22 protein-coding genes and 1 riboswitch are annotated in these 22,685 nt (G+C 70.1%); of the genes, 8 read left to right on the forward strand and 14 right to left on the reverse strand.

The annotated features are described in order from the left end of the window. Positions 1-63 precede the first annotated feature (63 nt). From ACFQ7F_RS13175 to ACFQ7F_RS13200, 6 genes are all read right to left on the reverse strand, one after another. Entirely contained in the window at positions 64-435 is a 372-nt protein-coding gene (locus tag ACFQ7F_RS13175) for a hypothetical protein (protein ID WP_383269875.1), read from the reverse strand. A gap of 81 nt (positions 436-516) precedes the next feature. Beyond that, the gene (locus ACFQ7F_RS13180) at positions 517-1,365 is read right to left on the reverse strand and encodes a ketose-bisphosphate aldolase (RefSeq protein WP_383269876.1); all 849 of its coding nucleotides are present in this window, start codon (positions 1,363-1,365) and stop codon (positions 517-519) included. Between the two features lie 65 nt (positions 1,366-1,430). After that, complete coding sequence (locus tag ACFQ7F_RS13185) at positions 1,431-2,363, reverse strand: 1-phosphofructokinase family hexose kinase (protein ID WP_383269878.1); 933 nt, start codon at positions 2,361-2,363, stop codon at positions 1,431-1,433. A 198-nt stretch (positions 2,364-2,561) separates the two neighbouring features. Next, positions 2,562-3,743 (reverse strand): N-acetylglucosamine-6-phosphate deacetylase, encoded by a 1,182-nt coding sequence (gene nagA / locus ACFQ7F_RS13190; RefSeq protein WP_383269880.1) that lies wholly within the window; start codon positions 3,741-3,743, stop codon positions 2,562-2,564. Beyond that, a complete protein-coding gene (locus ACFQ7F_RS13195; RefSeq protein WP_383269882.1) occupies positions 3,743-4,726 on the reverse strand; it encodes an ROK family protein in 984 nt (327 codons plus the stop codon). Before ACFQ7F_RS13195 ends, nagA begins: the two co-directional genes overlap by 1 nt. 86 nt (positions 4,727-4,812) lie before the next feature. Then, positions 4,813-5,721 (reverse strand): SIS domain-containing protein, encoded by a 909-nt coding sequence (locus ACFQ7F_RS13200; protein WP_383269883.1) that lies wholly within the window; start codon positions 5,719-5,721, stop codon positions 4,813-4,815. A 249-nt stretch (positions 5,722-5,970) separates the two neighbouring features. Here ACFQ7F_RS13200 and ACFQ7F_RS13205 point away from each other — a divergent pair, with 249 nt between their 5' ends. From ACFQ7F_RS13205 to otsB, 3 genes are read left to right on the forward strand one after another with little or no spacing between them, the layout of a single operon-like run. Then, positions 5,971-7,188: an ABC transporter substrate-binding protein gene (locus ACFQ7F_RS13205; RefSeq protein WP_383269982.1), complete on the forward strand. Its 1,218-nt coding sequence runs from the start codon at positions 5,971-5,973 to the stop codon at positions 7,186-7,188. A gap of 10 nt (positions 7,189-7,198) precedes the next feature. Continuing rightward, positions 7,199-7,489, forward strand: coding sequence for a DUF3263 domain-containing protein (locus ACFQ7F_RS13210; RefSeq protein WP_383269885.1), 291 nt, complete (start codon positions 7,199-7,201; stop codon positions 7,487-7,489). Positions 7,490-7,518: 29 nt separating this feature from the next. Then, positions 7,519-8,370: a trehalose-phosphatase gene (gene otsB, locus ACFQ7F_RS13215; RefSeq protein ID WP_383269886.1), complete on the forward strand. Its 852-nt coding sequence runs from the start codon at positions 7,519-7,521 to the stop codon at positions 8,368-8,370. An 11-nt stretch (positions 8,371-8,381) separates the two neighbouring features. On the opposite strand, the gene ACFQ7F_RS13220 is transcribed toward otsB, so the two are convergent. The 6 genes from ACFQ7F_RS13220 to ACFQ7F_RS13245 form a co-directional block, all read right to left on the reverse strand. Beyond that, positions 8,382-8,756, reverse strand: a complete 375-nt coding sequence (locus ACFQ7F_RS13220; RefSeq protein WP_383269887.1) for a hypothetical protein — start codon at positions 8,754-8,756, stop codon at positions 8,382-8,384. Then, a complete protein-coding gene (locus ACFQ7F_RS13225) occupies positions 8,753-9,409 on the reverse strand; it encodes a sigma-70 family RNA polymerase sigma factor (protein WP_383269888.1) in 657 nt (218 codons plus the stop codon). The genes ACFQ7F_RS13220 and ACFQ7F_RS13225 overlap by 4 nt, the downstream gene beginning before the upstream one ends. Positions 9,410-9,497: 88 nt before the next feature. Further along, on the reverse strand, positions 9,498-9,887 hold the full coding sequence (locus ACFQ7F_RS13230; protein ID WP_383269889.1) for a hypothetical protein: 390 nt from the start codon (positions 9,885-9,887) through the stop codon (positions 9,498-9,500). A 293-nt stretch (positions 9,888-10,180) separates the two neighbouring features. After that, complete coding sequence (locus tag ACFQ7F_RS13235; protein ID WP_383269891.1) at positions 10,181-11,572, reverse strand: trehalose-6-phosphate synthase; 1,392 nt, start codon at positions 11,570-11,572, stop codon at positions 10,181-10,183. 110 nt (positions 11,573-11,682) lie between these two features. Beyond that, a complete protein-coding gene (locus ACFQ7F_RS13240; protein WP_383269892.1) occupies positions 11,683-11,997 on the reverse strand; it encodes a hypothetical protein in 315 nt (104 codons plus the stop codon). A 77-nt stretch (positions 11,998-12,074) separates the two neighbouring features. Beyond that, positions 12,075-13,019 carry a glucosyl-3-phosphoglycerate synthase gene (locus ACFQ7F_RS13245; RefSeq protein ID WP_383269894.1) on the reverse strand — a complete coding sequence of 315 codons (945 nt, stop codon included), beginning with the start codon at positions 13,017-13,019 and terminating at the stop codon, positions 12,075-12,077. Between the two features lie 169 nt (positions 13,020-13,188). Continuing rightward, a riboswitch (SAM riboswitch) is annotated at positions 13,189-13,323 on the forward strand. Positions 13,324-13,340: 17 nt separating this feature from the next. Here ACFQ7F_RS13245 and thrC point away from each other — a divergent pair. From thrC to groL, 4 genes are all read left to right on the forward strand, one after another. Then, complete coding sequence (gene thrC, locus ACFQ7F_RS13250; RefSeq protein WP_383269895.1) at positions 13,341-14,657, forward strand: threonine synthase; 1,317 nt, start codon at positions 13,341-13,343, stop codon at positions 14,655-14,657. Between the two features lie 112 nt (positions 14,658-14,769). Further along, positions 14,770-15,048, forward strand: coding sequence for a MoaD/ThiS family protein (locus ACFQ7F_RS13255; RefSeq protein WP_383269896.1), 279 nt, complete (start codon positions 14,770-14,772; stop codon positions 15,046-15,048). Between the two features lie 424 nt (positions 15,049-15,472). Then, on the forward strand, positions 15,473-15,676 hold the full coding sequence (locus ACFQ7F_RS13260) for a cold-shock protein (RefSeq protein ID WP_005315736.1): 204 nt from the start codon (positions 15,473-15,475) through the stop codon (positions 15,674-15,676). Between the two features lie 374 nt (positions 15,677-16,050). Next, a complete protein-coding gene (gene groL, locus ACFQ7F_RS13265) occupies positions 16,051-17,676 on the forward strand; it encodes a chaperonin GroEL (protein WP_055551550.1) in 1,626 nt (541 codons plus the stop codon). A gap of 94 nt (positions 17,677-17,770) precedes the next feature. Here the strand turns inward: groL and ACFQ7F_RS13270 are convergent, their stop codons facing one another. Continuing rightward, on the reverse strand, positions 17,771-19,852 hold the full coding sequence (locus ACFQ7F_RS13270) for an ATP-binding protein (RefSeq protein ID WP_383269897.1): 2,082 nt from the start codon (positions 19,850-19,852) through the stop codon (positions 17,771-17,773). Between the two features lie 305 nt (positions 19,853-20,157). On the opposite strand from ACFQ7F_RS13270, the gene ACFQ7F_RS13275 reads away from it, so the two are divergent. Then, entirely contained in the window at positions 20,158-21,249 is a 1,092-nt protein-coding gene (locus tag ACFQ7F_RS13275) for a PP2C family protein-serine/threonine phosphatase (protein WP_383269899.1), read from the forward strand. Here ACFQ7F_RS13275 and ACFQ7F_RS13280 read toward each other — a convergent pair. Beyond that, positions 21,227-22,477, reverse strand: coding sequence for an esterase/lipase family protein (locus ACFQ7F_RS13280; RefSeq protein WP_383269901.1), 1,251 nt, complete (start codon positions 22,475-22,477; stop codon positions 21,227-21,229). The genes ACFQ7F_RS13275 and ACFQ7F_RS13280 overlap by 23 nt on opposite strands. Positions 22,478-22,685 lie beyond the last annotated feature (208 nt).

Raw genomic sequence — 22,685 nt, forward strand, 5'->3', positions numbered from 1 at the left:
CCGTCCACGGACGGTGACCACCGGCGCCTCATGCCGTGTGATGCCGGGTGCCGAAGCCGCCGGCTAGGCGACGCGGCCCCACTCCATGCAGCGGCTGGCGACCCAGGCCTTCTTGCCGTTCCAGCGCACCGCGTGCCAGTCCTTCTCCTTGGGGCTGGAGCTGGAGCAGCGGTAGGTGCCGCCGTTGTGGGTGCCGCTGCAACCGGCCACCCAGCACTTGATCTTCTTGCCGCGCTTCAGCGTGCCGACCTTCCGTGCCCCCGTGCTCGCCTTCTCGCGGACGCTGGTGTCGCCGTAGTTGTTCCAGCCGCCGCCCCACTCCTGAGCCGCCCCCGTGCTGACGGAGGCCGCGGCGGACCTGGAATCGGCGCTCGCGCTCGCGGCGGTGGCGGTGAAGGCGCCGAAGGCGACGGCAGCCGCCACGGCGATACGCATTGTCTTACTGGACGTGCGCAAGGGTTCCCCCAACTAGCTCGTGATCTTGGTCGTTGATCACGATATGTCGCTACGGCGCATTCATGCCAGGAGCCCGAGGAATCCCGCGACCGTTTCGGCCATCGCCTCGCGCCCGGGGGCGATGTACTTCCGCGGGTCCACCCCGGTCGTGTCCCCCGCGAGGTACTCCCGCACCGCCCCCGTGAACGCCGTGTTGAGCGCCGTGCCCACGTTGATCTTCACCATGCCCGATGCCACCGCCGCCCGGATCTCCGCGTCGGGCACGCCACTTGAGCCGTGCAGCACCAGTGGTACGGGGACGGCCTTCGTCAGGGACGCGATCAACTCGTGGTCCAGGGACGCCGTGCGTGACGTCATCGCGTGGGAGGAGCCGACCGCCACCGCGAGCGCGTCGACGCCCGTGTCGGCCACGTACGCCGCCGCCTCCGCGGGATCCGTCCGCACCCCCGGCGCGTGCGCGTCCAGCGGGGCCTCACCCTCCTTGCCGCCCACCTTTCCCAGCTCCGCCTCGATCCAGATGCCGCGCTCGTGGCCCCAACGCACGGCATCGGCGGTCGCCTTGACGTTCTCGTCGTACGTCAGCTTCGACGCGTCGAACATCACCGAGCTGAAGCCCTCGGGGTGCGCGGCCCGCATGAGTTCCACGTCCATGACGTGGTCCAGGTGCAGGGAGAGCGGGGCCGACGAGGAACGCGCCACCGCCGCCGCTGCCGCCGCGATGGCGGAGAGGTTGCCGCCGTGGAACTTCACGGCGTTCTCGGAGATCTGGAGGATCGCGGGGGAGCCCGCCTGCTCCGCGCCCGCGGCGATCGCCTCGGCGTGCTCCAGCGTGATCACGTTGAACGCGGCGACACCGCGCCCCGTCGCGCGCGCGTCGGCCACCAGGTCGCCGGTGGATACGAGTGGCATGATGAATCCCCAATTCTCGGGCCGCCTGGGCCCGTTGTGCGTCACTCACGCGCTGACGCGTGACGTCACGCCGCGCTGGCCTCCCCGGTCACCGCGACCCGCGTGAGCAGGTCTTCGTAAGTCGAGAGCACGAACTCGCCCGCCACGGGGGCCGCCACTGTCGCCGCTGACAGGGCCACGGCCCGTGCGAGGCGCTCCGGCCACGCGAGTTCCTCCACCAGACCGGAGAGCAGGCCCGCGACCGCCGAGTCACCGGCGCCCGTCGGGTTGCCGCGCACCAGGCTCGGCGGAGTCGCCTGCCAGGTGCCGTCCGGCGTGACGGCACGCAGGCCCTTGGCGCCCAGCGATGCCACCACCGCGTGCGCGCCCCTGCGGCGGGCGTCACGGACCGCCTGGGCGGGCTCGTGGGAGCCGGTCAGCTCGGCCAGTTCGTCGGCGTTCGGCTTGATGATGTCGGGGCGGGCGGCGAGGCCACGGCGCAGCGCCTCCCCGCTGGTGTCCAGGAGCACGGGGACCTTGGCGGTGCGCGCGGCCCGTACGAGGGCCGCGTAGGCGCCGACCGGCACCCCCGGCGGCAGGCTCCCGCACAGGGCGACCGCGGCCGCGCCCCCGCGCAGCAACTCCTCGTAGGACTCCCGGAACGCGGACCACTCCGCGGGCGATACCGCCGGGCCCGGTTCGTTCAGCTGCGTGGTGTCGCCGGTCGCCGCGTCGACGATGGCGAGCGTGCGGCGCGTTGCGCCGTCGACGGGCACAAGCGCGTCCGTGACGCGGGGCTCGCGCTTGAGGCGCTCGTGCAGGGTGCGGCCCGTGTCGCCGCCGGCGAAGCCGGTCACGGTCACGTCGTGGCCGATGGCCGCGAGGACGCGGGCGACGTTCAGGCCCTTGCCGCCGGGGCGTTCGGTGACCTCGGTGACGCGGTGCGAGGCGTGCGGGGTGAGGGCGGGGACCCGGTAGGTGATGTCCAGGGCGGCGTTCAGCGTGACTGTGAGAATCACTCGTCGCTCACCCCAGATACCTCCGAGATCGCTCCCGGGACCGCTCCCGAGATCACTGGAGGACGCGCTTGTCGGCGTCCTCTGCTGTCGTCTGCTGCCGTCTTCTTTCGGGCTGATCATGCCAAAAAGAAGGCGGTTGGCCCAGGGGTCCGGACCAATCGCTCTCTCTTCGTTGCCATTTCAACGTCTCTGCCGCAGCTACTTGGGCGCGACCACCCACTCGCCCTTGCGCATGACGCCCACCAGGTCGAACTCCGCGTCAAGGACCACCAGATCGGCGTCCTTGCCCGGCTCAAGGGAGCCGACTTCGTCGTACATCCCCAGGAGTCTGGCCGGGTTGACGGAGATGGCGCGGACGACGTCGTCGACCGGCAGACCGTCGACGGTCACCGAGCGCTTGAACGCACGGTCCAGGGTGAGGGTCGAGCCCGCGATCGAGCCGCCCTCGACGAGCCGCGCGACGCTGTCCAACACCTCGACCTCCAGCGGGCCGAGCATGTACCGGCCGTCGCCGAAGCCCGCCGCGTCCATCGCGTCCGTGATGAGCGCGGTGCGGGCCGCGCCCGCGTGGTGGAAGGCCAGCTCGAACGACGCGGGGTGCAGATGCGTGCCGTCGTTGATCAGCTCGACCGTGATCCGCTCGTCCTCCAGGAGCGCGGCGATCGGGCCCGGCGCGCGGTGCCCGAGGGTCGGCATCGCGTTGTAGAGGTGCGTCGCGACGGTGGCGCCCGCGTCGATGGCCTCCTGCGTCTGCTCGTACGTCGCGTCCGTGTGGCCGATGGCCGCGATCACGCCGTGTTCGGCCAGGAGGCGTACGGAGTCGATGCCGCCCGGCAGCTCGGTGGCGAGCGTGAGCATCTTGGCCCGGCCGCGTGCCGCGTCGATCAGCTTGCGGACCTCTGCGGGGTCCGGGTCGCGCAGGAGCACCTCGCTGTGCGCGCCTTTGCGGCACGGCGAGATGAACGGCCCCTCGAAGTGGATGCCCGCGATGTCGCCCTGCTCGGCCAGCTCGCTGAGCAGGCCGGCCCGCTGGGCGAGGAAGTCCATCTCGCCGGTGACGGTCGACGCGACGACGGTCGTGGTGCCGTGCAGGCGGTGCGTGTGGACGCCTTTGAGCACGTCATCGACGGTGCCGGAGGTGAAGGACGCACCGCCGCCGCCGTGATTGTGGATGTCGACGAAGCCGGGGACCACCCAGTGGCCGGGGGCGAGGTCGATGACTTCGGCATCGCTGGGAGCTCCCCCAAGCTCTCGGCTTCGCTCGAGCAGGGAGGGACCCCCATCGCCGATGCGCGCGCCGTCGATGATCACGCGGCCGTTGGAAATGGTCCCGGTGGGCAGGACCACCTGAGCACCGGCGAGCACCTTGCTAGTGGCCATCAGGCGGTTACCTCCGTGGAGTCGGTGTCGGTCGATGCGGTGGAGTCGGTGGGGTGGTCAGGGGCGCCGAGGAGGTCCCAGGCGAGCAGGCCCGCGCCCAGGCATCCCGCGGTGTCCCCGAGTGCGGCCGGGACGATGAGGGGCTGGGACTGGAACGTGACGATGCGTTCCGTCATGGCCGCCCGCAGGGGTGTGAACAAGGTTTCCCCGGCCTCGGCGAGACCGCCACCGATGATCAGGGTGTGCGGGTCCAGGAGGGTGAGGGCGGTGATGAGGCCGTCGGCGAGCGCGTCGACGGCGTTCTGCCAGACCGCCTGGGCCCGCGGGTCGCCCGACTCCACGGCCTTCGCGCAGTCCGCCGCGTCCGCTTCGGGGTCACCGCTCGCCGCCGCCCACGCCTCGCTCACCGCGGAAGCGGAGGCGAGCCGCTCCAGGCAGCCGCGCTGACCGCAGCCGCAGAGCGGGCCGCCGGGGCGCACGATGATGTGCCCGATCTCGCCCGCCGAGCCATGGGCGCCGGGCTCGATGCCGCCGCCGATCCCGATGGCCCCGGCGATCCCCGTACCGAGCGGCACGAAGAGGAACCGGTCCGCACCCTTGCCCGCGCCGATCCGCCCCTCGGCGAGGCCGCCGGTGCGGACGTCGTGGCCAAGGGCCACGGGTGCGCCTTCCAGCCTGCGGCTCAGGAGCTCGCGCATGGGGACGTCGCGCCAGCCGAGGTTCGAGGCGTAGACGGCGATGCCGCGCTCGGTGTCGACGATCCCGGGGATCGCGACGCCCGCCGCGGCGGCGGGTTCGTCGAATTCCTTGATCCCGTGGGCGCGGAGGTCGGCGGCGAAGTCGAGGATGGACTCGACCACGGCGTCGGCGCCGCGCTCCCGGCCGGTGGCCCGCCGCGCTTCGTAGAGGAGCGCGCCGTCCGCCCCGACCAGGGCGGCCTTCATTCCGGTGCCGCCCACATCGAGGGCGATGACATGTCTCACGGGGGACAGTCTCGCGCGAGACCCGCGAGAGGTCTAGTCCATTCCAATTAATCAGTGCGGGGCAATCGGGTGGGTGGGTGGCCGAACTAGCCCAGAATGACGCTCCGCGTCAGGTTCCGAGGCCGGTCGGGGTCAAAGCCCCGGGACTCGGCCAGTGCAACGGCAAGCCGCTGGGCCCGGATCAGATCCGCCAGGGGGTCCACCTCCTCGCGGGCGACAAGCTCACCGCCCACCCGGGCGACATCACCGGCAAGACCCTCCGGCAGCACGCCGAACATCCACGCCACACGGCCGGGCCCGGTGATGGCGATCGGCCCGTGGCGGTACTCCATCGCGGGGTACGACTCCGTCCACGCCCCCGCCGCCTCCCGCATCTTCAACGCCGCCTCAAGAGCGAGCCCGTACGTCCAGCCCCGCCCGAGGAACGTCCACTGCTCGGCGGCCACGACCGCCGCGGGCAACGGCTCCGTCACCGCGAGCTCCGCGTCGGCCGCGGCATCGGCGACCGACTTCACGCCGGGGATGTCACCGAGCCCGGCCCGCAGGAACGCGAGAGCGGTCGTGGCGAAGCGGGTCTGGACGACCGACTTCTCGTCCGCCCAGTCCAGAACGGCCACCGAGTCGGCAGCGTCCATGACCGGGGAGGCTTCTGTCCCCAAACGGGGGGTGGCGGTGAGGGCGGTGGTCGGGACGACACCCTTCAGCTCGCCGAGGAGCTCGAGGACCTCCGTCGTCGTACCGGAGCGGGTGATCGCGACCACCCGGTCGTACTTCCGCCCGGCGGGGAACTCCGACGAGGCGAAGGCGTCCGTCTCGCCCTGCCCGGCGGCCTCGCGCAGCGCCGCGTACGCGATGGCCATGAACCATGACGTACCGCACCCGGTGACGGCCACCCGCTCGCCCGGCTTCGGCAGTCCGTCGAAGGCGGAGGCGGCCTCGGCCGCCCGGTGCCAGCAGGCGGGCTGGGTTGCGATCTCTGTTGCGGTACGCGACATGCGCCAAAGCTCCTTGCCAGTGCGGGACTTCACCGTGTGCTCATGGAACGTGACGTGCTTAGCAGCAGGTCGGCCCCCTCGGCAATGGTGGGACGTAAGGAGCACGCCGTTGCACAAGCGATACTTGAGTGGTGTAGACCTCGTGTGCGTACGCGGGGGAAAATCGCAGTTCACGAAGATCTTTCGAGGGTGGGAAAAGCTGTGCAGCGGCGCGCGACAGGACTGACCGCGGCGGTAGCCGCACTGGGCATGGCGGCGGTGCTCGCCGGCTGCGGCGGTCCGGGCGACTCCGGCGACGTCACCCTCAAGCTGGTGGCCGCCGACTACGGCGACTCCAAGGACAACAGCTCCCAGAAGTACTGGGACAAGATCGCCAAGAAGTTCGAGGCCAAGAACCCCGGCATCAAGGTCGACGTCAGCGTGTACTCGTGGACCGACGTGGACCGCAAGGTCAAGGAAATGGTCAAGGCGGGCGACGCCCCCGACATGGCCCAGATCGGCGCCTACGCCGACTACGCCGCGCAGGACAAGCTGTACCGCGTCGAGGACCTGGTCTCCATCGCGACCCAGGCCGACTTCATGGCCCCTCTCGCCGAGGCGGGCGAGGTCAAGCGCGTCCAGTACGGCATGCCGTTCGCCTCCTCCACGCGCCTGCTCTTCTACAACGAGAAGATCTTCAAGGACGCCGATCTCACCCCGCCGCAGAGCTGGACCGACCTGGCGGCCGACGCCAAGGCTCTCAAGGCACGCGGGGTGAAGATCCCCTACGCCCTGCCGCTCGGCTCGGAAGAGGCGCAGGCCGAGACGTTGCAGTGGCTGCTCAGCGGTGGCGGCAACTACACCGACAACGTCGGCACGTACGACATCGACTCCAAGCAGAACGTGAAGACCTTCACCTGGCTGAAGGACGAGCTCGTCGGCAAGGGCCTGACGGGCGACACGCCGCCCGCCGAGCTCGACCGCGCCGAGGCCTTCGCCGCCTTCACACGCGGCGACGTGGGCATGCTCAACGGCCACCCCACGCTGATGCAGATGGCCGCCAAGAAGGGCGTGAAGTACGGCATGGTGCCGATGCCCGGCGTGAACGGCCACGCCCGGGCCACGATGGGCGTCGCCGACTGGATGATGGCCTTCAAGCAGCACGGCAACGGCCCGGAGATCGGTAAGTTCCTCGACTTCGCCTACAGCACGAAGAACGTCCTGGACTTCTCCCGCGAGTACGATCTGCTGCCCGTCACGACCTCCGCGGCGCAGCAGATGACGGGCAACAAGAATGACAAGGCGCTCGCCGAGTTCCTCGACGAGCTGCCCACGTCGCAGCTGTACCCGGTGGGCAAGACGTCCTGGGCGCAGGTCTCCGTCGACGTCAAGAAGTACATCGGCAGGGCCGTCGACCCGGACGGCAACCCGCAGTCGATCCTCAGTCAGATCCAGACCAAGGCGGCGACCGAGGAGAACTCGGAATAGCGTGACGGGCATGACCGATGCCACGGACGACGATGCGAGGGGTGACAACGCGAGGGACGACGCGTTCCCCGACACCGGCCTCTCCGAGCGTGACCGCGCGATCCTCGCCCTGGAGCGCCGTGACTGGGCGAGCGGTCCCGGCGCCAAGGAGCGGGCCGTGCGCGAGCAGCTCGGTCTGGTGCCGGTCCGCTACTACCAGCTCCTGAACGCCCTGCTCGACGATCCCCGCGCCCTCGCGCACGATCCGGTGACCGTCAACCGGCTCCGGCGGGTCAGGGAGTCCCGGCGCGGGGAGCGTTGAGGGTAAGGGCAGAGCGTAGGGTCAGGCCCATGGGTGACCCTGTGTACTCTCCCGAGCTGCCCGAGCCCGTGACGCCCGCAGGGCGCGAGGGCCTCGCCGCGCTCCTCGCGCGGCCCGGGAAGGCCGTGATCGCGCTCGACTTCGACGGCACGCTCGCCCCGATCGTGCCCGACCCCGAGCAGGCCCGCGCCCATCCCGGCGCCGTTCCCGCCCTCGCCGCGCTCGCACCGAAGGTGCGGTCCGTCGCCGTCGTCACCGGGCGCCCTGCGGGCGTGGCGGTGCGCTACGGCGGCCTCGCGGGCGTCCCCGGCCTCGAACACCTCGTCGTCCTCGGGCACTACGGCGCCGAGCGCTGGGACGCGGTCTCCTCCACGGTGCACGCGGCTGAACCGCACCCCGGGGTGGCGTCCGTGCGCGCCGAACTTCCCGGCTTCCTGGACAAGATCGGTGCCTGGCGCGGCTCGTGGATAGAGGAGAAGGGCCGTGCGGTCGCGGTCCACACGCGCCGTGCGCAGGATCCGCAGGCCGCGTTCGAGGCGCTGCGTGAACCTCTCGGCGAGCTGGCGTCCCGCCACGGCCTCATCGTCGAACCCGGCCGCCTGGTACTGGAGTTGCGCCCTCCTGGCATGGACAAGGGGGTGGCCCTCGCCGACTACGTACGCGAAGTGGGCGCCGAGACTGTCCTGTACGCGGGCGACGACTTGGGCGACCTCCCCGCTTTCGCGGCGGTGGAGAAGCTGCGCTCGGACCAGGTGCGGGGGTTGCTGGTGTGCAGCGGCAGCGCGGAGGTCGCGGAACTGGCGGACCGGGCCGACGTGGTGGTGGACGGTCCCCAGGGCGTGGTGGACCTGCTTTCGAGGATCGCCGCGCAGCTGGACTGACGAACTGGCTGTCAGTCGGGTACGGGTGAGTCGGGCACGGGTGAGGGTTGCGTCAGGTCCGACGGCGCCGGCACCGGCGACGGCGCCTGAGACGGCGGCCGGGTGGTCCTCTCGTGCGGGTGCGCAGGTTCGACGGGGGCTTCCCCGCCCTGCCGTTCGACCCAGCCCAGGGCCAGCAGGACGCAGGCCAGGGCCGCCGCGAGCGCGAGCAGGGTCAGCGCCGTCACACGGACGGGAGAACGCCTGCCCACCTGCTCGGACGGCGGGGTGGCGCGCCGCAGGGAGTCAGGGCCGACCGTGCGCGCCCGTGCGTCCAACGCGTCGCGCAGCCGGTCTTCGAGCAGTTCCTGCCCAGGGCCGGGACCGTGCCCGTCCTTCGGGGTCATCGGGAGCCTCCCAACTGTCTGCTGAGTGCGTCCAGCGCCCGGCTGGCGGTGGACTTGACCGTGCCGCGCGAGAGATCGAGGGTGGCGGCGATCTGGGCCTCGGTGAGGTGGGACCAGTAGCGCAGCACGAGCACCTCGCGCTGGCGCCGGGTGAGCCGCCTGAGCGCTTCGAGCACCTCGCGGTGTTCCTCGCGCAGCAGGACGTGCTCGTCGACAGGCGGGACGTGGCCCTCGCGCTCGGGTGTGTGCGCGCGGGCCGTTCTGCGGCGGCGCAACACGGAACGGGAGCGGTTCACCACGCTCGTCCGTAGGTACGCCTCCGGGTCGTCCACGCCTTCCAGGCGGGCGCCGTGTCTGCGGAAGACCGCCGCGAAGGCGTCCTGCACGACGTCCTCGGCGGTCGGCAGATCGTCGACGAGGAACAGCGCGAGACGGACGAGGTCCAGGCGGCGGTAGTGGTAGAGGTCGTCGATCCCGGGACCGGGCTCACCCGGCGTGGAGAGGGGCACGGTCGGCACGGGGACCGGCTGCCGGATCCCGGGCGGCGGTTGACCCGTACGAGTCAGGAGCCCGCGCAGCAGGCGCTCCCAGCCACGGCGCAGCGCGCTGGTGACGGGGAAGGCGGGGACGACCGGGTACGTCGCTGTCCTCATGGCTCTCCTGGACGCGGGGCGTGCGGGCCGCCGGGTGATCGGCCCGGCGGCCCTCCTACGGCTTGCGGCTACTGCCGGCGCTGCGGCATCACTTCGCAGCCGGGGCGGGGGACGGTGCTTCGTGTCCGCCCTTGCCCGGGGCAGCCGGGACGGGGGACGGTGCTTCGTGTCCGCCCTTGCCCGGGGCAGCCGGTGCCGGGGACGGTGCTTCGTGTCCGCCCTTGCCCGGAGCAGCCGGGACGGGGGACGGTGCCTCGTGTCCGCCCTTGCCCGGAGTAGCCGGGACCGGGGACGGTGCTTCGTGTCCGCCCTTGCCCGGAGTAGCCGGGACGGGGGACGGTGCCTCGTGTCCGCTCTTGGCCGGGACCGGGGAGGGATCGGCGGTGGCGGCGTGTGCCACCGTGCCGCCCAGGGCGAGAGCCGCGATGGCCGTCGCCGCGCCCAGGGCCTTGCGGATGGAGACATGACGCAGGGACATGCGGTTCCTCGATTCGTGGTCGGGGTCGGTGGATCGAACGAAGGCGCCTTCACCCCGACAGACGTCCGGGCCCCGGGGAGGTTGCAGGTCGCCGCGGAGTTTTCACGGGCACCTTCACCCGGGGTCGGCGACGGCACCGTCCCACCGGCTTTCTCAGCCTGTCGAGGGGGTCCCCTGCTCATTAAGAGCTTGGGGGAGTTTGAGGACGAACTCGGCGGAGCCGGTGATGACGTCCACCAAGGCCCCCGCGCCAGCGGGTTTTCGGGAAGGGGCGGGGTTGGGGACCAATCAGTTCAGTCCTGCAAGGCTCGCAGCTGGTCCAGGAACCACTGAGCCGGGGGAAGAGCCGTAGCTGCCGCCGCCAGGCGTTTCGTTCGCTCCGCCCGCTCCTCGACCGGCATCGTCAGCGCCTCATGCAGCGCAGAAGCCGTCCCGCTCACGTCATACGGGTTCACGACGAGAGCGTCATCGCCCAACTCCTCGTACGCCCCCGCCTCCCGCGAAAGCACCAGCACGCACCCCTCATCAGAAACGACCGGCACCTCCTTGGCCACCAGGTTCATCCCGTCCCGGATGGGGTTCACCAGGGCCACGTCCGCCAGGCGGTACGCAGCCAGCGACCGCGCGAAGTCGTCCTTCACGTGGAGCACGACCGGGGTCCAACCCTCGACGCCGTACTCGGAGTTGATCTCGTCGGCGAGCTTCTGCACGGACGCGGTGTACTCGCGGTACACCGCGAGATCCTGCCGCGACGGGTAGGCGAAGGCCACGTGCACCACCCGTTCCCGCCACTCGGGGCGGGAGGCCAGCAGCTCCCGGTACGCCAACAGCCCCCGCACGATGTTCTTCGACAGCTCCGTCCGGTCCACCCGGACGATCACCCGTCGGCCGGTCCCGACCTGCTCCCGCAGCGCGACAAGCCGTTCCTCCACGTCGTCCCGCCCCGCCCGCTCCCGCAGGAAATCCGCGTCGGCCCCGAGCCCGTGCACCCCGATCCGCGTCCCCGACGTACCGCCGATGACGGCGACGCAGCACTCCGTGAACGCGTCCGCCCACCGCCCCGTCAGGAACGCCGCACGGTCGGCCCCCAGGATGCCGCGAAGCAACTGTTCCGCGACGTCGTCCGGCAGCATCCGGAAGTAGTCCACCGGCGCCCACGGCGTGTGCGAGAAGTGGCCGATGCGCAGGTCGGGGCGGAGTTCGCGCAGCATCCCCGGGACAAGCGCCAGGTGGTAGTCCTGGACGAGGACCGCCGCGCCCCCTGCGGCGCTCTCCGCGAGCGCCTCGGCGAAGGCCCGGTTGTAGGTCTCGTACGACGCCCACTGCGCCCGGAACTCCGGGCCGAAGGCCGGTTCGAGCGGCGTTTGGTACAGCATGTGGTGGACGAACCAGAGCACGGAGTTCGCGATCCCGTTGTACGCGTCGGCGTGCACCTGCGGGTCGATGTCGAGCATCCGCACCCCGGGTTCACCGACCCCGCGCCGCACGGCCTCCCGGTCGCCGTCTCCCAGCGCCGCGCAGACCCACAGGGAGTCCCCGGCGGAGTCGCCGATCGCGCTGAGCCCGGAGACGAGTCCTCCGCCGCCCCGCTTGGCCGTCAGCTCTCCGTTCTCCTCCAGGGAGTACGTGACGGGGCCGCGGTTGGACGCGACGAGGACCTGGGCGGCGGCGTGCTCGGAGACCATGTGCCGAAACCTAGCCCTTACCGGCAGGGCTCAAACGTGCGGCAGGACCCGGGGCGGACCCGCCGTATACGTTCGCGTGCCCGGCGTAGAGCCGGGCCCGTTGGCCACGCCTAGGGCCTCAGGGTCCTTCTGCTCCGCGCCGCCGCCACCGCGAGTACGCCGAGCACGCACAGCGAGAACGCGAGGCCCGCGTACAGCATCGTGCGCGATTCGCCACCCGTGTCGACCAGTTCACCCCGACTGCTCTGCTGCTCGTTCGCGTGGTCGAGCATGCTGTGACCGGCGCTGTGACCGGCGCTGTGACCGATGGTCCTGGAGTTGCCGTACAGCGATACGTCGTGACGCACGTCCGCTGCTGCGGCGGCGCTCAGCGCCCCTGCCGTGAGACCGACGGTGGCCACGACCACGCCACCGATGCGTCGCACGCTTCTCAATACCTGCCTGACCCGCATAGATACCCACATAAGTGGGGAATGTAGACAAAATGCCCGGTCTTGGATGGTTACGCCACGCGGCGGGCCGCGTACTCCGCGATGCCGGACATCGGCGGACGCTCCTCCGTGTCCACCGAATGGGTCCGCGGTTCGAACCCGTGCTCGCCCCGCTCGAACTGTGTGAGTTCGGGGCGTACGTGATGACCGAGCGCGAGCCGGACCTGTGCCGTCCGGTAGATCGCCGCGGCCATCCTGCCGAGCGCCTGCCCGTCCTGATGCCGGTGCTTGCGCACGCCGACGTCGACCTGCGCGAGCGCGTCAAGGCCCACGGTGTGCAGCGCGTCGACGAGCAGGCCAAGCTCCACCCCGTAGCCGACGGGGAACGGCAGCCGCTCAAGGAGGGACCTGCGTGCCGCGTACTCGCCGCCCAACGGCTGGACGAACCCCGCGAGTTGGGGCCAGTGCATGTTGAGCAGCGGGCGCGCCATCAGCTCGGTGACCCGGCCGCCCTGACCGGCGGTCCCGGCAAGGGGCCGGTCGTACATCGCCTTCACGAAGTGCACGTCGGGCTCGGTCAGGAGCGGGCCCACGATCCCGGTGACGAAGTCCGCCGAGAACTCCTTCAGGTCCGCGTCGACGAACGCGACGATGTCACCGCCGGTCACCAGAAGCGAGCGCCACAGGACCTCGCCCTTGCCGGGCACGGCCGGGATGCGCGGCAGGATCTCGTCCCGGTGCACGACCCGCGCGCCCGCATCCCGCGCGACCTCGGCCGTACGGTCCCGGGAGCCGGAGTCGATCACCACGAGCTCGTCGACGAGGGCGGCCTTCTCGATGAGCTCGCGGCGGATCTCGGCGACTATCTCGCCGACCGTCTCCTCCTCGTCGAGCGCGGGCAGGACGACGCTCACCGAGGCTCCCGACGCCCGTTTGGCGGCGACGAGCGCGCTGAGCGGACGGTCGGCAACGGACCAGGAACGCCTGGTCAGCCAGCGCTCGGCCTCTTCCAGCACGGGTGATTCCTCCTGTGTGTGGCCTACATGTGATCCATCTCGCGGTTCGGACGACTATCTCAAGGGTCCAGGCCGTCGGTTACAGTCTTGAACAACGCGGATGACCATCGCATGTCGGGGGTCGGCGCGTAACAAATGCCCTGGGGCCCCTGAAGCCCCGGCGCCATACCGCTCATCCAGAGGGGCAGAGGGATACGGCCCGTTGAAGCCCCGGCAACCATCCCGCCGACCGCGCACGCGAGGTCTCGGTGGGGAAGGTGCCAATTCCGTCTCGCGACGAGATTCGTCGCGGGGAAGATGAGGAGAAAGGGCCTCGCCTCCATGGCTGCGCAGACTGTCGCAACGAACGAAACCACCCCTTCCACGGCTTCCAACTGGGGCTCCGTGGATCTCGGCCCCGCGTCCGGCCTCTCGTGCCGCGAGTGCGGTGAGCTTTACGCCCTGGGCCCGATCTTCGCCTGCGAGGCCTGTTTCGGCCCGCTCGAAGTCGCGTACGACCTGCCGACCGGCGACCCCGAGGCGCTCCGGAAGCAGATCGAGTCCGGCCCCGCCAACATCTGGCGCTACGCCCCGCTGCTTCCCGTCCCGGCGGACGTCGCTCAGAAGCCGAACATCAACCCCGGCTGGACCCAGCTGGTCAAGGCCGACAACCTCGCCCGTGAGCTCGGCGTCGAGCAGGGCAAGCTCTTCGTCAAGGACGACTCAGGGAACCCGACGCACTCCTTCAAGGACCGTGTCGTCGCGCAGGCCATCGAGGCGGCGCGCGCCTTCGGCTTCACCACCCTCTCCTGCTCCTCCACCGGCAACCTCGCCGGCGCTGTGGGCGCCGCCGCGGCCCGCGCCGGCTTCCGCTCCTGTGTGTTCATCCCGCACGACCTGGAGCAGGGCAAGGTCGTCATGGCCGCGGTCTACGGCGGAGAGCTCGTCGGTATCGAGGGCAACTACGACGACGTGAACCGCTTCTGCTCCGAGCTCATCGGCGACCCGCTGGGCGAGGGCTGGGGCTTCGTCAACGTGAACCTGCGGCCGTACTACGGCGAGGGCTCCAAGACCCTCGCGTACGAGATCTGCGAGCAGCTCGGCTGGCAGCTGCCCGACCAGCTGGTCATCCCGATCGCATCGGGCTCGCAGCTCACGAAGATCGACAAGGGTCTCAAGGAGCTCATCAAGCTGGGGCTCGTGGAAGACAAGCCGTACAAGATCTTCGGTGCGCAGGCCGAGGGCTGCTCGCCGGTGTCGACCGCCTTCAAGGCCGGGCACGACGTCGTGCGCCCGCAGAAGCCGGACACCATCGCCAAGTCCCTCGCCATCGGCAACCCCGCCGACGGGCCGTACGTCCTGGACATCGCGCGTCGCACGGGCGGTGCGGTGGAGGACGTGAACGACGAGCAGGTCGTGGACGCGATCAAGCTGCTCGCGCGGACCGAGGGCATCTTCGCGGAGACCGCGGGGGGTGTGACGGTCGGTGTCACGAAGAAGCTTCTTGAGGCCGGGCTCATCGACCCCACCTTGACCACGGTGGTGCTGAACACGGGTGACGGGCTCAAGACCCTGGACGCTGTTGCCGAAACGTCTCAGGCGACCGCGACGATCAAGCCCAGCCTCGATGCATTCCGTGCCGCGGGTCTCGCCGACTAGTCGCCGTAGGGCCTGATCGCCGTCGACGGGCGGCGGTCGTGGTCCGTCCTCGCGCAGTTCCCCGCGCCCCTTAAGGGGCGTATTTCTCCCCCTGTATCAAGAGGTGAATCCCATGAGCGTCAACGTTCGCATTCCCACCATTCTTCGCACCTACACCGGCGGCAAGTCCGAGGTCGCCGCCGAGGGCGCGAACCTCTCCGAGGTCATCGCCGATCTTGAGGCCAAGCACGCCGGTATCGCGGCCCGTGTCCTGGACGATCAGGGCAAGCTGCGGCGCTTCGTGAACGTGTACGTGAACGACGACGACGTCCGCTTCGAGCAGGGCCTTGAGACCGCGACGCCGGACGGCGCCGGTGTCTCGATCATTCCCGCCGTCGCGGGCGGTTGCTGAATCCGCCCGAAAGCACGCAGCGTTACCTCTATTGCCCCCTCCGCGAGAGAAGCGGAGGGGGCAATTCTGTATGGTTGAGCGCGGTACAGTTGGGAAGCAAGCTTCGCTGTTTGTGCCGTGCGCATATACGAAGTCGGCCCGGGGCCGACAAGAAGTAGCCAAAGCGCCTTGCCTTTTTGAGCCTATTGCGGCATTTGTCTGGCCCGACTTGCCCTGAACTCCGGCAAATTCTCCGCATATTTCCGATCGCGCGTGCCCAGAATTCTCGTCCGATTGACCTGTTGCAGAGGGCAGTTGGACAGATACATTCAGCGGCGGTCGACGCGTTCCGGCGCACGCCTCCACAACCCATTGGGGGGGTGAGGTCTGACCCGGGCCCGCGAAGTGCGGGTCCGTGCAAGGGCCAGTAATAGGGGAGTTAGGCATGGCTCAGGGCACCGTCAAGTGGTTCAACGCGGAGAAGGGGTACGGCTTCATCGCGGTCGACGGTGGTGCGGATGTTTTCGTCCACTACAGCGCGATTCAGATGGACGGTTACCGCACCCTTGAAGAAGGTCAGCGAGTGGAGTTCGAGATCTCGCAGGGCCAGAAGGGTCCGCAGGCGGACATGGTCAAGCTCGCCGTCTGATCTCGGCGCGATCGGCCAGCGACTTAGCGAGTGACGAGAGGCTCGTATCCCGACAGGGGTACGGGCCTCTCGTGCGTCCCGTCGCACGTCCCGCCGCGTGTGCCGCCGCGTGTGCCGCGTTGCGTCCCGCCGTACGCCCCGGACGCGCGCCCCCTCATGTGTCTGGGATCCGTAAGAGGCGCTTGCACTCGTAGGGGTCGAGTGCTAATCATTGGCGTTAGCACTCTCCCAGTGAGAGTGACAGAACTTGGGTCGGATCGGTGAGGCTCGCAAGCCGGGTGGGGCAAGGAACCACATGGCTCGCAGGCCGTCCGTCGCGGGCACCGATGCGATCCGGAGCAGCATTCCACCCCTGTCCGGGAGGACCACTTCACATGGCCAAGATCATCGCGTTCGACGAGGAGGCACGGCGCGGCCTCGAGCGCGGCATGAACCAGCTCGCCGACGCCGTCAAGGTGACCCTGGGCCCCAAGGGTCGCAACGTCGTCCTCGAGAAGAAGTGGGGTGCCCCCACGATCACCAACGATGGTGTTTCCATCGCCAAGGAGATCGAGCTCGAGGACCCGTACGAGAAGATCGGCGCCGAGCTGGTCAAGGAGGTCGCGAAGAAGACGGACGACGTCGCCGGTGACGGCACGACGACCGCGACCGTCCTGGCGCAGGCGCTGGTCCGCGAGGGCCTGCGCAACGTAGCCGCCGGTGCCAACCCGATGGCCCTCAAGCGTGGCATCGAGAAGGCCGTCGAGGCCGTCTCGGGCGCCCTGCTCGAGCAGGCCAAGGACGTGGAGACCAAGGAGCAGATCGCTTCTACGGCCTCCATCTCCGCCGCCGACACCCAGATCGGCGAGCTCATCGCCGAGGCGATGGACAAGGTCGGCAAGGAAGGCGTCATCACCGTCGAGGAGTCGCAGACCTTCGGGCTCGAGCTTGAGCTCACCGAGGGCATGCGCTTCGACAAGGGCTACATCTCGGCGTACTTCGCCACGGACATGGAGCGTATGGAGGCGTCGCTCGACGACCCGTACATCCTGATCGTGAACTCGAAGATCTCGAACGTGAAGGACCTCCTTCCGCTCCTCGAGAAGGTCATGCAGTCCGGCAAGCCGCTGCTGATCATCGCCGAGGACGTCGAGGGCGAGGCCCTGTCGACCCTGGTCGTCAACAAGATCCGTGGCACCTTCAAGTCCGTCGCCGTCAAGGCTCCGGGCTTCGGTGACCGCCGCAAGGCCATGCTCGGCGACATCGCCATCCTCACCGGTGGCACCGTCATCTCCGAGGAGGTCGGCCTCAAGCTGGAGAACGCCGGTCTCGACCTGCTCGGCCGTGCCCGCAAGGTCGTCATCACCAAGGACGAGACCACGATCGTCGACGGCTCCGGTGAGAGCGACCAGGTCCAGGGTCGCGTCAACCAGATCCGCGCCGAGATCGAGAACTCGGACAGCGACTACGACCGCGAGAAGCTGCAGGAGCGCCTGGCGAAGCTCGCCGGCGGTGTTGCGGTCATCAAGGCCGGTGCCGCGACCGAGGTGGAGCTCAAGGAGCGCAAGCACCGCATCGAGGACGCCGTTCGCAACGCGAAGGCCGCCGTCGAAGAGGGCATCGTCGCCGGTGGTGGCGTGGCCCTCATCCAGGCCGCCGCTGTCTTCGAGAAGCTTGAGCTCGAGGGCGACGAGGCCACCGGTGCCGCCGCTGTGAAGCTGGCCCTCGAGGCCCCGCTGAAGCAGATCGCGGTCAACGCCGGCCTCGAGGGTGGTGTCGTCGTCGAGAAGGTGCGCAACCTGACCGTCGGCCACGGCCTGAACGCCGCGACCGGTGAGTACGTCGACATGATCGCCGAGGGCATCCTCGACCCGGCGAAGGTCACGCGCTCTGCCCTGCAGAACGCCGCGTCGATCGCCGCGCTGTTCCTCACCACCGAGGCCGTCATCGCCGACAAGCCGGAGAAGGCGGGCGCTGCCCCGGCCGGCGGCGGCATGCCGGGCGGTGACATGGACTTCTGAGCCTCTTCGGCTCGGTAGGCCAGTCTTCACGTACCGAGGGCGGCACTCCTTCTCACGAAGGGGTGCCGCCCTCGGGCGTTGCCCGGGGGCCTGTTCAGGGCCATGCCCCGGGTGTCAGGGCGTAGGCGATGCCCTCGTCGATGTCGGTCTCCAGACCCTTGCGGAAGGCGGCCTCGTACGCCGGGTCGCCGATGGCGTCGCGGATACGGCGCTCGCAGGCCTTGCGGGTGGCCATGAGCTCCGGATCTCCCATCCGGGCGACACCGCTGGAGCGCCACAGGACATCGGAGATGCCGAGCAGCCGCCCGGTCTGCTCCGGGTCGGCCATGGCCGAGGTCAGCGCGTCGATGCTCAGGGCGGCACCGAAGACGTCGTGGAGCCGCCATTTGATCGGCAGGGCGTCGCGGGCATGCCGGACGGCCGAGGCAGGGTCGCCGTTGCCCAGCGCGGCCCTGGAGAGCAGGTAGAAGGCGAAACTGCGCATCCACTGCTCGCCGTGCCGCTCGCACTCCTCGCGCAAGGTGTCGGCGCTCTCGGTGGCCCGCCCGAACTCGCCCAGATGGAGTTGGGCGTACGTCACGACAGAGAGCACGAAGAGCTTGACGGCGGGAGAACCGCCGCCGCAGTCGGGGGAGCGGGACGTCCGCGAGAGAAGGCGGAGCGCCCCCGCCGACTGCCCGGTCAGTACCAGCTGGACCCCTTCGAGGTAGAGAGCGGCGTCGACCGCCGCCGGGTCGTCGACCTGGTCCGCCAACGGAGTGCATATGCCCGCCAGTTGGGTGGAGGCTTCGAGGTCACCCTGCATGAAGGCCACCGCTCCGCAGGCCCACAGGGCCCAGAAGCGTTCCGGGTCGGGGCCCGGCCCCGGGGCTGTGGCGAGGGCACGGTCCAAGTAGTGGCGGCCTTCGCGCTGGAAGCCGCAGCAGAGCCAGAAGAACCACAGACTGCCGGTCATCTCAAGGCTGTCGCGCGGGTCCGAGGCGGCGAGGCAGCACTCAAGGGCCGCGCGCAGGTTGGCGTGCTCAGCCGTGCACCGCTCGTACCAGGCCACCTGGTCGGGACCGGCCCACTTCCGGCCGCCGGTGCGGGCCAGCCAGCGGTAGTAGTCCCGGTGCCGCTGCGCCAGCTGCTGTTCCTCGCCGAGATTTCGCAGCCACTCCGCGCCGTACTCACGGACGGTGTCCAGCATCGAGTACCGCAGGCCGCGCTGGGTCTTCGCCGATCGCAGGAGCGACTTGTCCACCAACGCGGAAAGCAGCCCACCGATCTGCCCGCTGCCGAGCGGGCCGACGGCGCAGACCAGTTCGGCCGCCTCCTGCTCGAAGCCGTCGGCGAAGACGGAGAGGCGGGCCCAGGCCAACCGCTCCTGTGGGGTGCACAGTTCATGGCTCCATCCGATGGCCGTGCGCAGGGTCTGGTGCCGGGGGTCGCTCTCGCCGTACCAGGTGTCGGGGGAGGGAGAGAGGGCGGCGAGTGTTTCGAAGCGCGTGTGCAGGCGCTCCCGGAGTGTGTCCAGGTCCATCTCGGGCAGGCGGGCGGCGGCCAGTTCGATGGCGAGGGGGATGCCCTCCAGATGTGTGCAGATCTCCGCCACCGCTGTGCCGTGCTTCTCGGTGACGCCCGCGCGTTCCATGAACAGCAGGGCCGCGTCGGACGGTTGTGTGCCGTGGGCGTCGACGGGCAGTGGGGGCACGATGATCGCCTGCTCGCCCCGGAGAGCCAGGGGGTGGCGGCTGGTGGCCAGGACGTGTACTTCCGGGGCCGTGGTCAGCAGTATGCGTACGAAGTCGGCGCAGTCGGCGGCCAGATGTTCGCAGCAGTCCATGATCAGCAGCAGGTTCTTGTCGGCCAGCCAGTCGGCCACCACCTCGATCGCGGGCCGGGTGCTCTGATCGGCGAGGCGCAGGGCCTCGTACAGAGCGAGCGCCATCAGGGCCGGATCGCTCAGCTGGGCGAGGCCGACCAGCCACACCCCGTCGGAGAAGTCCTCCCGCAGTTCGGCTCCGGCGCGCTGTGCGAGGCGGGTCTTGCCCACGCCGCCCACGCCGGTCAGCGTCACCAGGCGGGCGTCGGTCACGGCTTCCGCTATGACCCGCAGTTCGGCCCCTCGTCCGACGAAGCTCGTCGGCTCGGCCGGCAGGTTGCCCACCTGTCGGCCCTGCCCAAATTCCCGCATGGCGGCCCCCCTCTGGCCCTCCGGCCGCTCAAGCCCTTCCGGCCCCGCAGCCGCTTTTTCCGCCACGCGAGTCTGCTCTCCGTCACCGTCCCGGGCCCGTGGATGTCGCGAGATGCCCATTTCGTCAGGCGAGACGCTCGTATCGCCGCATTTCCGCGTCAGGCCCGGTCATCTACCGCCCACTCCGGTCAATCCCTTCTGGGAGGAGGCGCGGGTGGGTCATAGTGACCGTCAGTCGTCACGGAGCGTAAACATGGGGGTGGGGCCGGGCCATGCCCGTCGGCAGGTGGGGCCGGGAGGCAGACATGAGGAAATGGCGCGGCCGGAGCAGCCTGTGGGTGCTGGCTCTCGGGGTGAGCTGCCTCCTCGCCGCGCTCTGCACGTGCGTCCGAGGCTGGTCGACGGGGGTCGCCGTTCTGCTGATCGGCTCGTTGCTGGCCAGTGTCTGGTCGAGTGTGCGGCGTACCGCGGTGGTGGTCGCCCTGACGGTGCTCCTCGCGGCAGGGATCGGGGTCGTGCGCCGTCTGCTGGGGACGCCGGGTTTTGGTCTGGAGTTCGCGGTCCTGGTGGCGGGCGGGGCACTGGCCGTCCGCAACGCCGCCCGGCATGCCGAGCGGGAGTCGGCGCTCGCCCGGGTCACGGAGGTGGCGTGCGCGTCGCAGAGCGCGCTGCTGCGGCCCCTGGAGGTCGAGGTCGGAGGGATCGAGGTGTGCACCCGGCAGCACAGCTCGATGCGGGGGGCCTCGGTCTGCGGGGACCTGTACGACGTCGTCCACACCCCGTACGGAACACGGCTCTTCGTCGGGGACGTACGCGGCCACGGCCTGGACTCCCTGCGGACCACCGCGGCGACGATGAAGGCCTTCCGCGACCTCGCCTATCTCACCCCCGGCCTCGCCGACCTGGCCACGGCCATGGACGCCAGGATCGCCCCGGACCTGGGGCCCGAGGACTTCGTCACCGCCGTCATCGCCGAGTTCGCGCCGGGTGAGGTCCGCCTGGTCAACTGCGGCCACCCGGCGCCCCTTCGGGTGGGCAAGCAGATCAGACTCCTCGAACCCCCGGAGCCCGCGCTCCCGTTGGGGATGCGTACGACCCCGCTGCCGCACCGGGTCTACCTCCAGCCGGGGGAGCGCCTCCTGTTCTACACCGACGGCCTGAGCGAGGCCCGCGACGCCGACGGCGTCGAGTTCCCCCTGCTCCCGCGCGTGGCCGAGGCGATGGCCGAGCCCTCGAACTCCGATGCGCTCGACGCCCTGTACGCCATGGCGATCGCGCACACCGGCCGCCCGCTCACGGACGACGTCGTCCTCGTCCTGTGCCGGGCGACCGACGCGACCGGGGCCCCGCTCTCGGCCTGTCCCCAGGAGGGGATCAGTCCGGCAGCCGGTCGATGATCCAGGTGCAGAGTTCCTCGGTGACCAGGGTGTGGCCCTCGTTCTGGGAGGCGCAGAGGAATTCGTCCAGCTCGCTGTCCTCCGCCGCCGAGGCCGTGACCGGGGAGTACAGCTTGTCGTGGGTGTCGATGTCGCGCAGGGCGACCGCGCTGACGGTGGGGACGAAGCAGTGCTCGCGGATCTCGGCCTCGGAGCCGAGACCGATGATGGCGGGGATCTTGTCGAGCTCGTCGGCGAGGATGCCGAAGCCCTCCAGGGTGCCGCCGGGCGCGCCGTCGATCGCGGGCAGGTACGAGGTGCGGATGTGCGGCCTGCGCAGGGTCACCACCCGCAGCTGCGCGACGAGTTGGTCCTCGCCCTCGCGCTGCGTGTAGAGGTGGGTGCCGGTGATGGCAAGGCCCCTGCCGTGGAACGCCTGCTCGCCGGGTGCGATGCCGTTGCTTGCGCCGGTGCGCACGCCGTTGGCGACACCGATCTTCCGCGGCCGGTTCGGCCAGCCGCCGACCCGCTGCAGCTCGGCGAGGAACTCGACGCGCTCCTTGTCCGTCTCGGGGGTGTCGCCCCACTCGGAGATGTGCTGCCACAGGAGCTGGCGCGCGGCCGGGCTGTTCATCTGGTTCGAGAAGGCGGCGTTGAGCCGGCGGATGTAGTGCGCGAACGACTGCAGCGCGATCGGGATCCAGGCGCCGCGGTGCGGGCTGTCGAAGGAGAAGTACAGCTCGGTCTCGTGGTCGTCGTTGTCGTGCTCCATCTTGGCGAGCGCGTACCGCGTGACCAGACCGCCCATGCTGAAGCCGCCGACGGTCAGCGGGTGGTTGCCGCTGCGCCGCGCGATCGCCTCCTGGATCGCCGACTTGGCGGCCTTGGCGTTGTCCAGGATCGAGGCGCTGCGCTCGTCGAAGCCGAGCAGGATGACGTCGTACCCGCGCTTTCGCAGCGTGCTGATGAACGGGTACGGGCCGCGCTCCAGGGTCTCCCACGAGAAGTCCAGGTCACTGGGCCCGGTGTTGAACCCGTCCCCGATGATGACCGGCTTGGTGAGCCCGTCCTTTGGGTTGGCGAGATACACCCAGGCCCTGCCTTCCGGCAGCGTCCACTCCTGGTCCGGGGCGGGCGCGGCCTCGGAAACTTCCCTGGGGCCGGGCGCCAGGGTGATGCGGGCGGCGGTCCCGAAGGCCTCGGCGATCTGCTCTTCGTCGGGCTGCCCGGTGTCGTTCAACTCGGTCATGAAGGGTCCCCTCCGGTGGTGCGGCTCCGATGGCGGGATGTCGTGCGGGTGTCATCTTCGGTACGTCGGTCGGCCGCCGGAAGGAGAGCGGGATCCTTTCGGACAGCGGGGTGTTGGCCGCTTTCGCGTGTGCGGTACGGGGGTGAGCGCCGCCGGGCCTGGGGGAGGGTGCGAGCGCCGGTTACGGGTGTGGCGTGGCGGCATTCGA

Origin of the sequence: Streptomyces sp. NPDC056486 (genome assembly GCF_042795295.1) — a bacterium.
Classification (GTDB): domain Bacteria; phylum Actinomycetota; class Actinomycetes; order Streptomycetales; family Streptomycetaceae; genus Streptomyces.

Coding starts and splice junctions, on each gene's coding strand:
- ACFQ7F_RS13220 (WP_383269887.1), bottom strand. CDS start 8,756: ATGACCCCGAAGGACGGGCACGGTCCCGGCCCTGGGCAGGAACTGCTC.
- ACFQ7F_RS13175 (WP_383269875.1), bottom strand. CDS start 435: ATGCGTATCGCCGTGGCGGCTGCCGTCGCCTTCGGCGCCTTCACCGCC.
- ACFQ7F_RS13255 (WP_383269896.1), top strand. CDS start 14,770: ATGAGCGTCAACGTTCGCATTCCCACCATTCTTCGCACCTACACCGGC.
- ACFQ7F_RS13205 (WP_383269982.1), top strand. CDS start 5,971: ATGGCGGCGGTGCTCGCCGGCTGCGGCGGTCCGGGCGACTCCGGCGAC.
- ACFQ7F_RS13275 (WP_383269899.1), top strand. CDS start 20,158: ATGAGGAAATGGCGCGGCCGGAGCAGCCTGTGGGTGCTGGCTCTCGGG.
- ACFQ7F_RS13235 (WP_383269891.1), bottom strand. CDS start 11,572: ATGGTCTCCGAGCACGCCGCCGCCCAGGTCCTCGTCGCGTCCAACCGC.
- ACFQ7F_RS13180 (WP_383269876.1), bottom strand. CDS start 1,365: ATGCCACTCGTATCCACCGGCGACCTGGTGGCCGACGCGCGCGCGACG.
- ACFQ7F_RS13210 (WP_383269885.1), top strand. CDS start 7,199: ATGACCGATGCCACGGACGACGATGCGAGGGGTGACAACGCGAGGGAC.
- ACFQ7F_RS13230 (WP_383269889.1), bottom strand. CDS start 9,887: ATGTCCCTGCGTCATGTCTCCATCCGCAAGGCCCTGGGCGCGGCGACG.
- thrC (WP_383269895.1), top strand. CDS start 13,341: ATGGCTGCGCAGACTGTCGCAACGAACGAAACCACCCCTTCCACGGCT.
- otsB (WP_383269886.1), top strand. CDS start 7,519: ATGGGTGACCCTGTGTACTCTCCCGAGCTGCCCGAGCCCGTGACGCCC.
- groL (WP_055551550.1), top strand. CDS start 16,051: ATGGCCAAGATCATCGCGTTCGACGAGGAGGCACGGCGCGGCCTCGAG.
- ACFQ7F_RS13280 (WP_383269901.1), bottom strand. CDS start 22,477: ATGACCGAGTTGAACGACACCGGGCAGCCCGACGAAGAGCAGATCGCC.
- nagA (WP_383269880.1), bottom strand. CDS start 3,743: ATGGCCACTAGCAAGGTGCTCGCCGGTGCTCAGGTGGTCCTGCCCACC.
- ACFQ7F_RS13225 (WP_383269888.1), bottom strand. CDS start 9,409: ATGAGGACAGCGACGTACCCGGTCGTCCCCGCCTTCCCCGTCACCAGC.
- ACFQ7F_RS13200 (WP_383269883.1), bottom strand. CDS start 5,721: ATGTCGCGTACCGCAACAGAGATCGCAACCCAGCCCGCCTGCTGGCAC.
- ACFQ7F_RS13270 (WP_383269897.1), bottom strand. CDS start 19,852: ATGCGGGAATTTGGGCAGGGCCGACAGGTGGGCAACCTGCCGGCCGAG.
- ACFQ7F_RS13260 (WP_005315736.1), top strand. CDS start 15,473: ATGGCTCAGGGCACCGTCAAGTGGTTCAACGCGGAGAAGGGGTACGGC.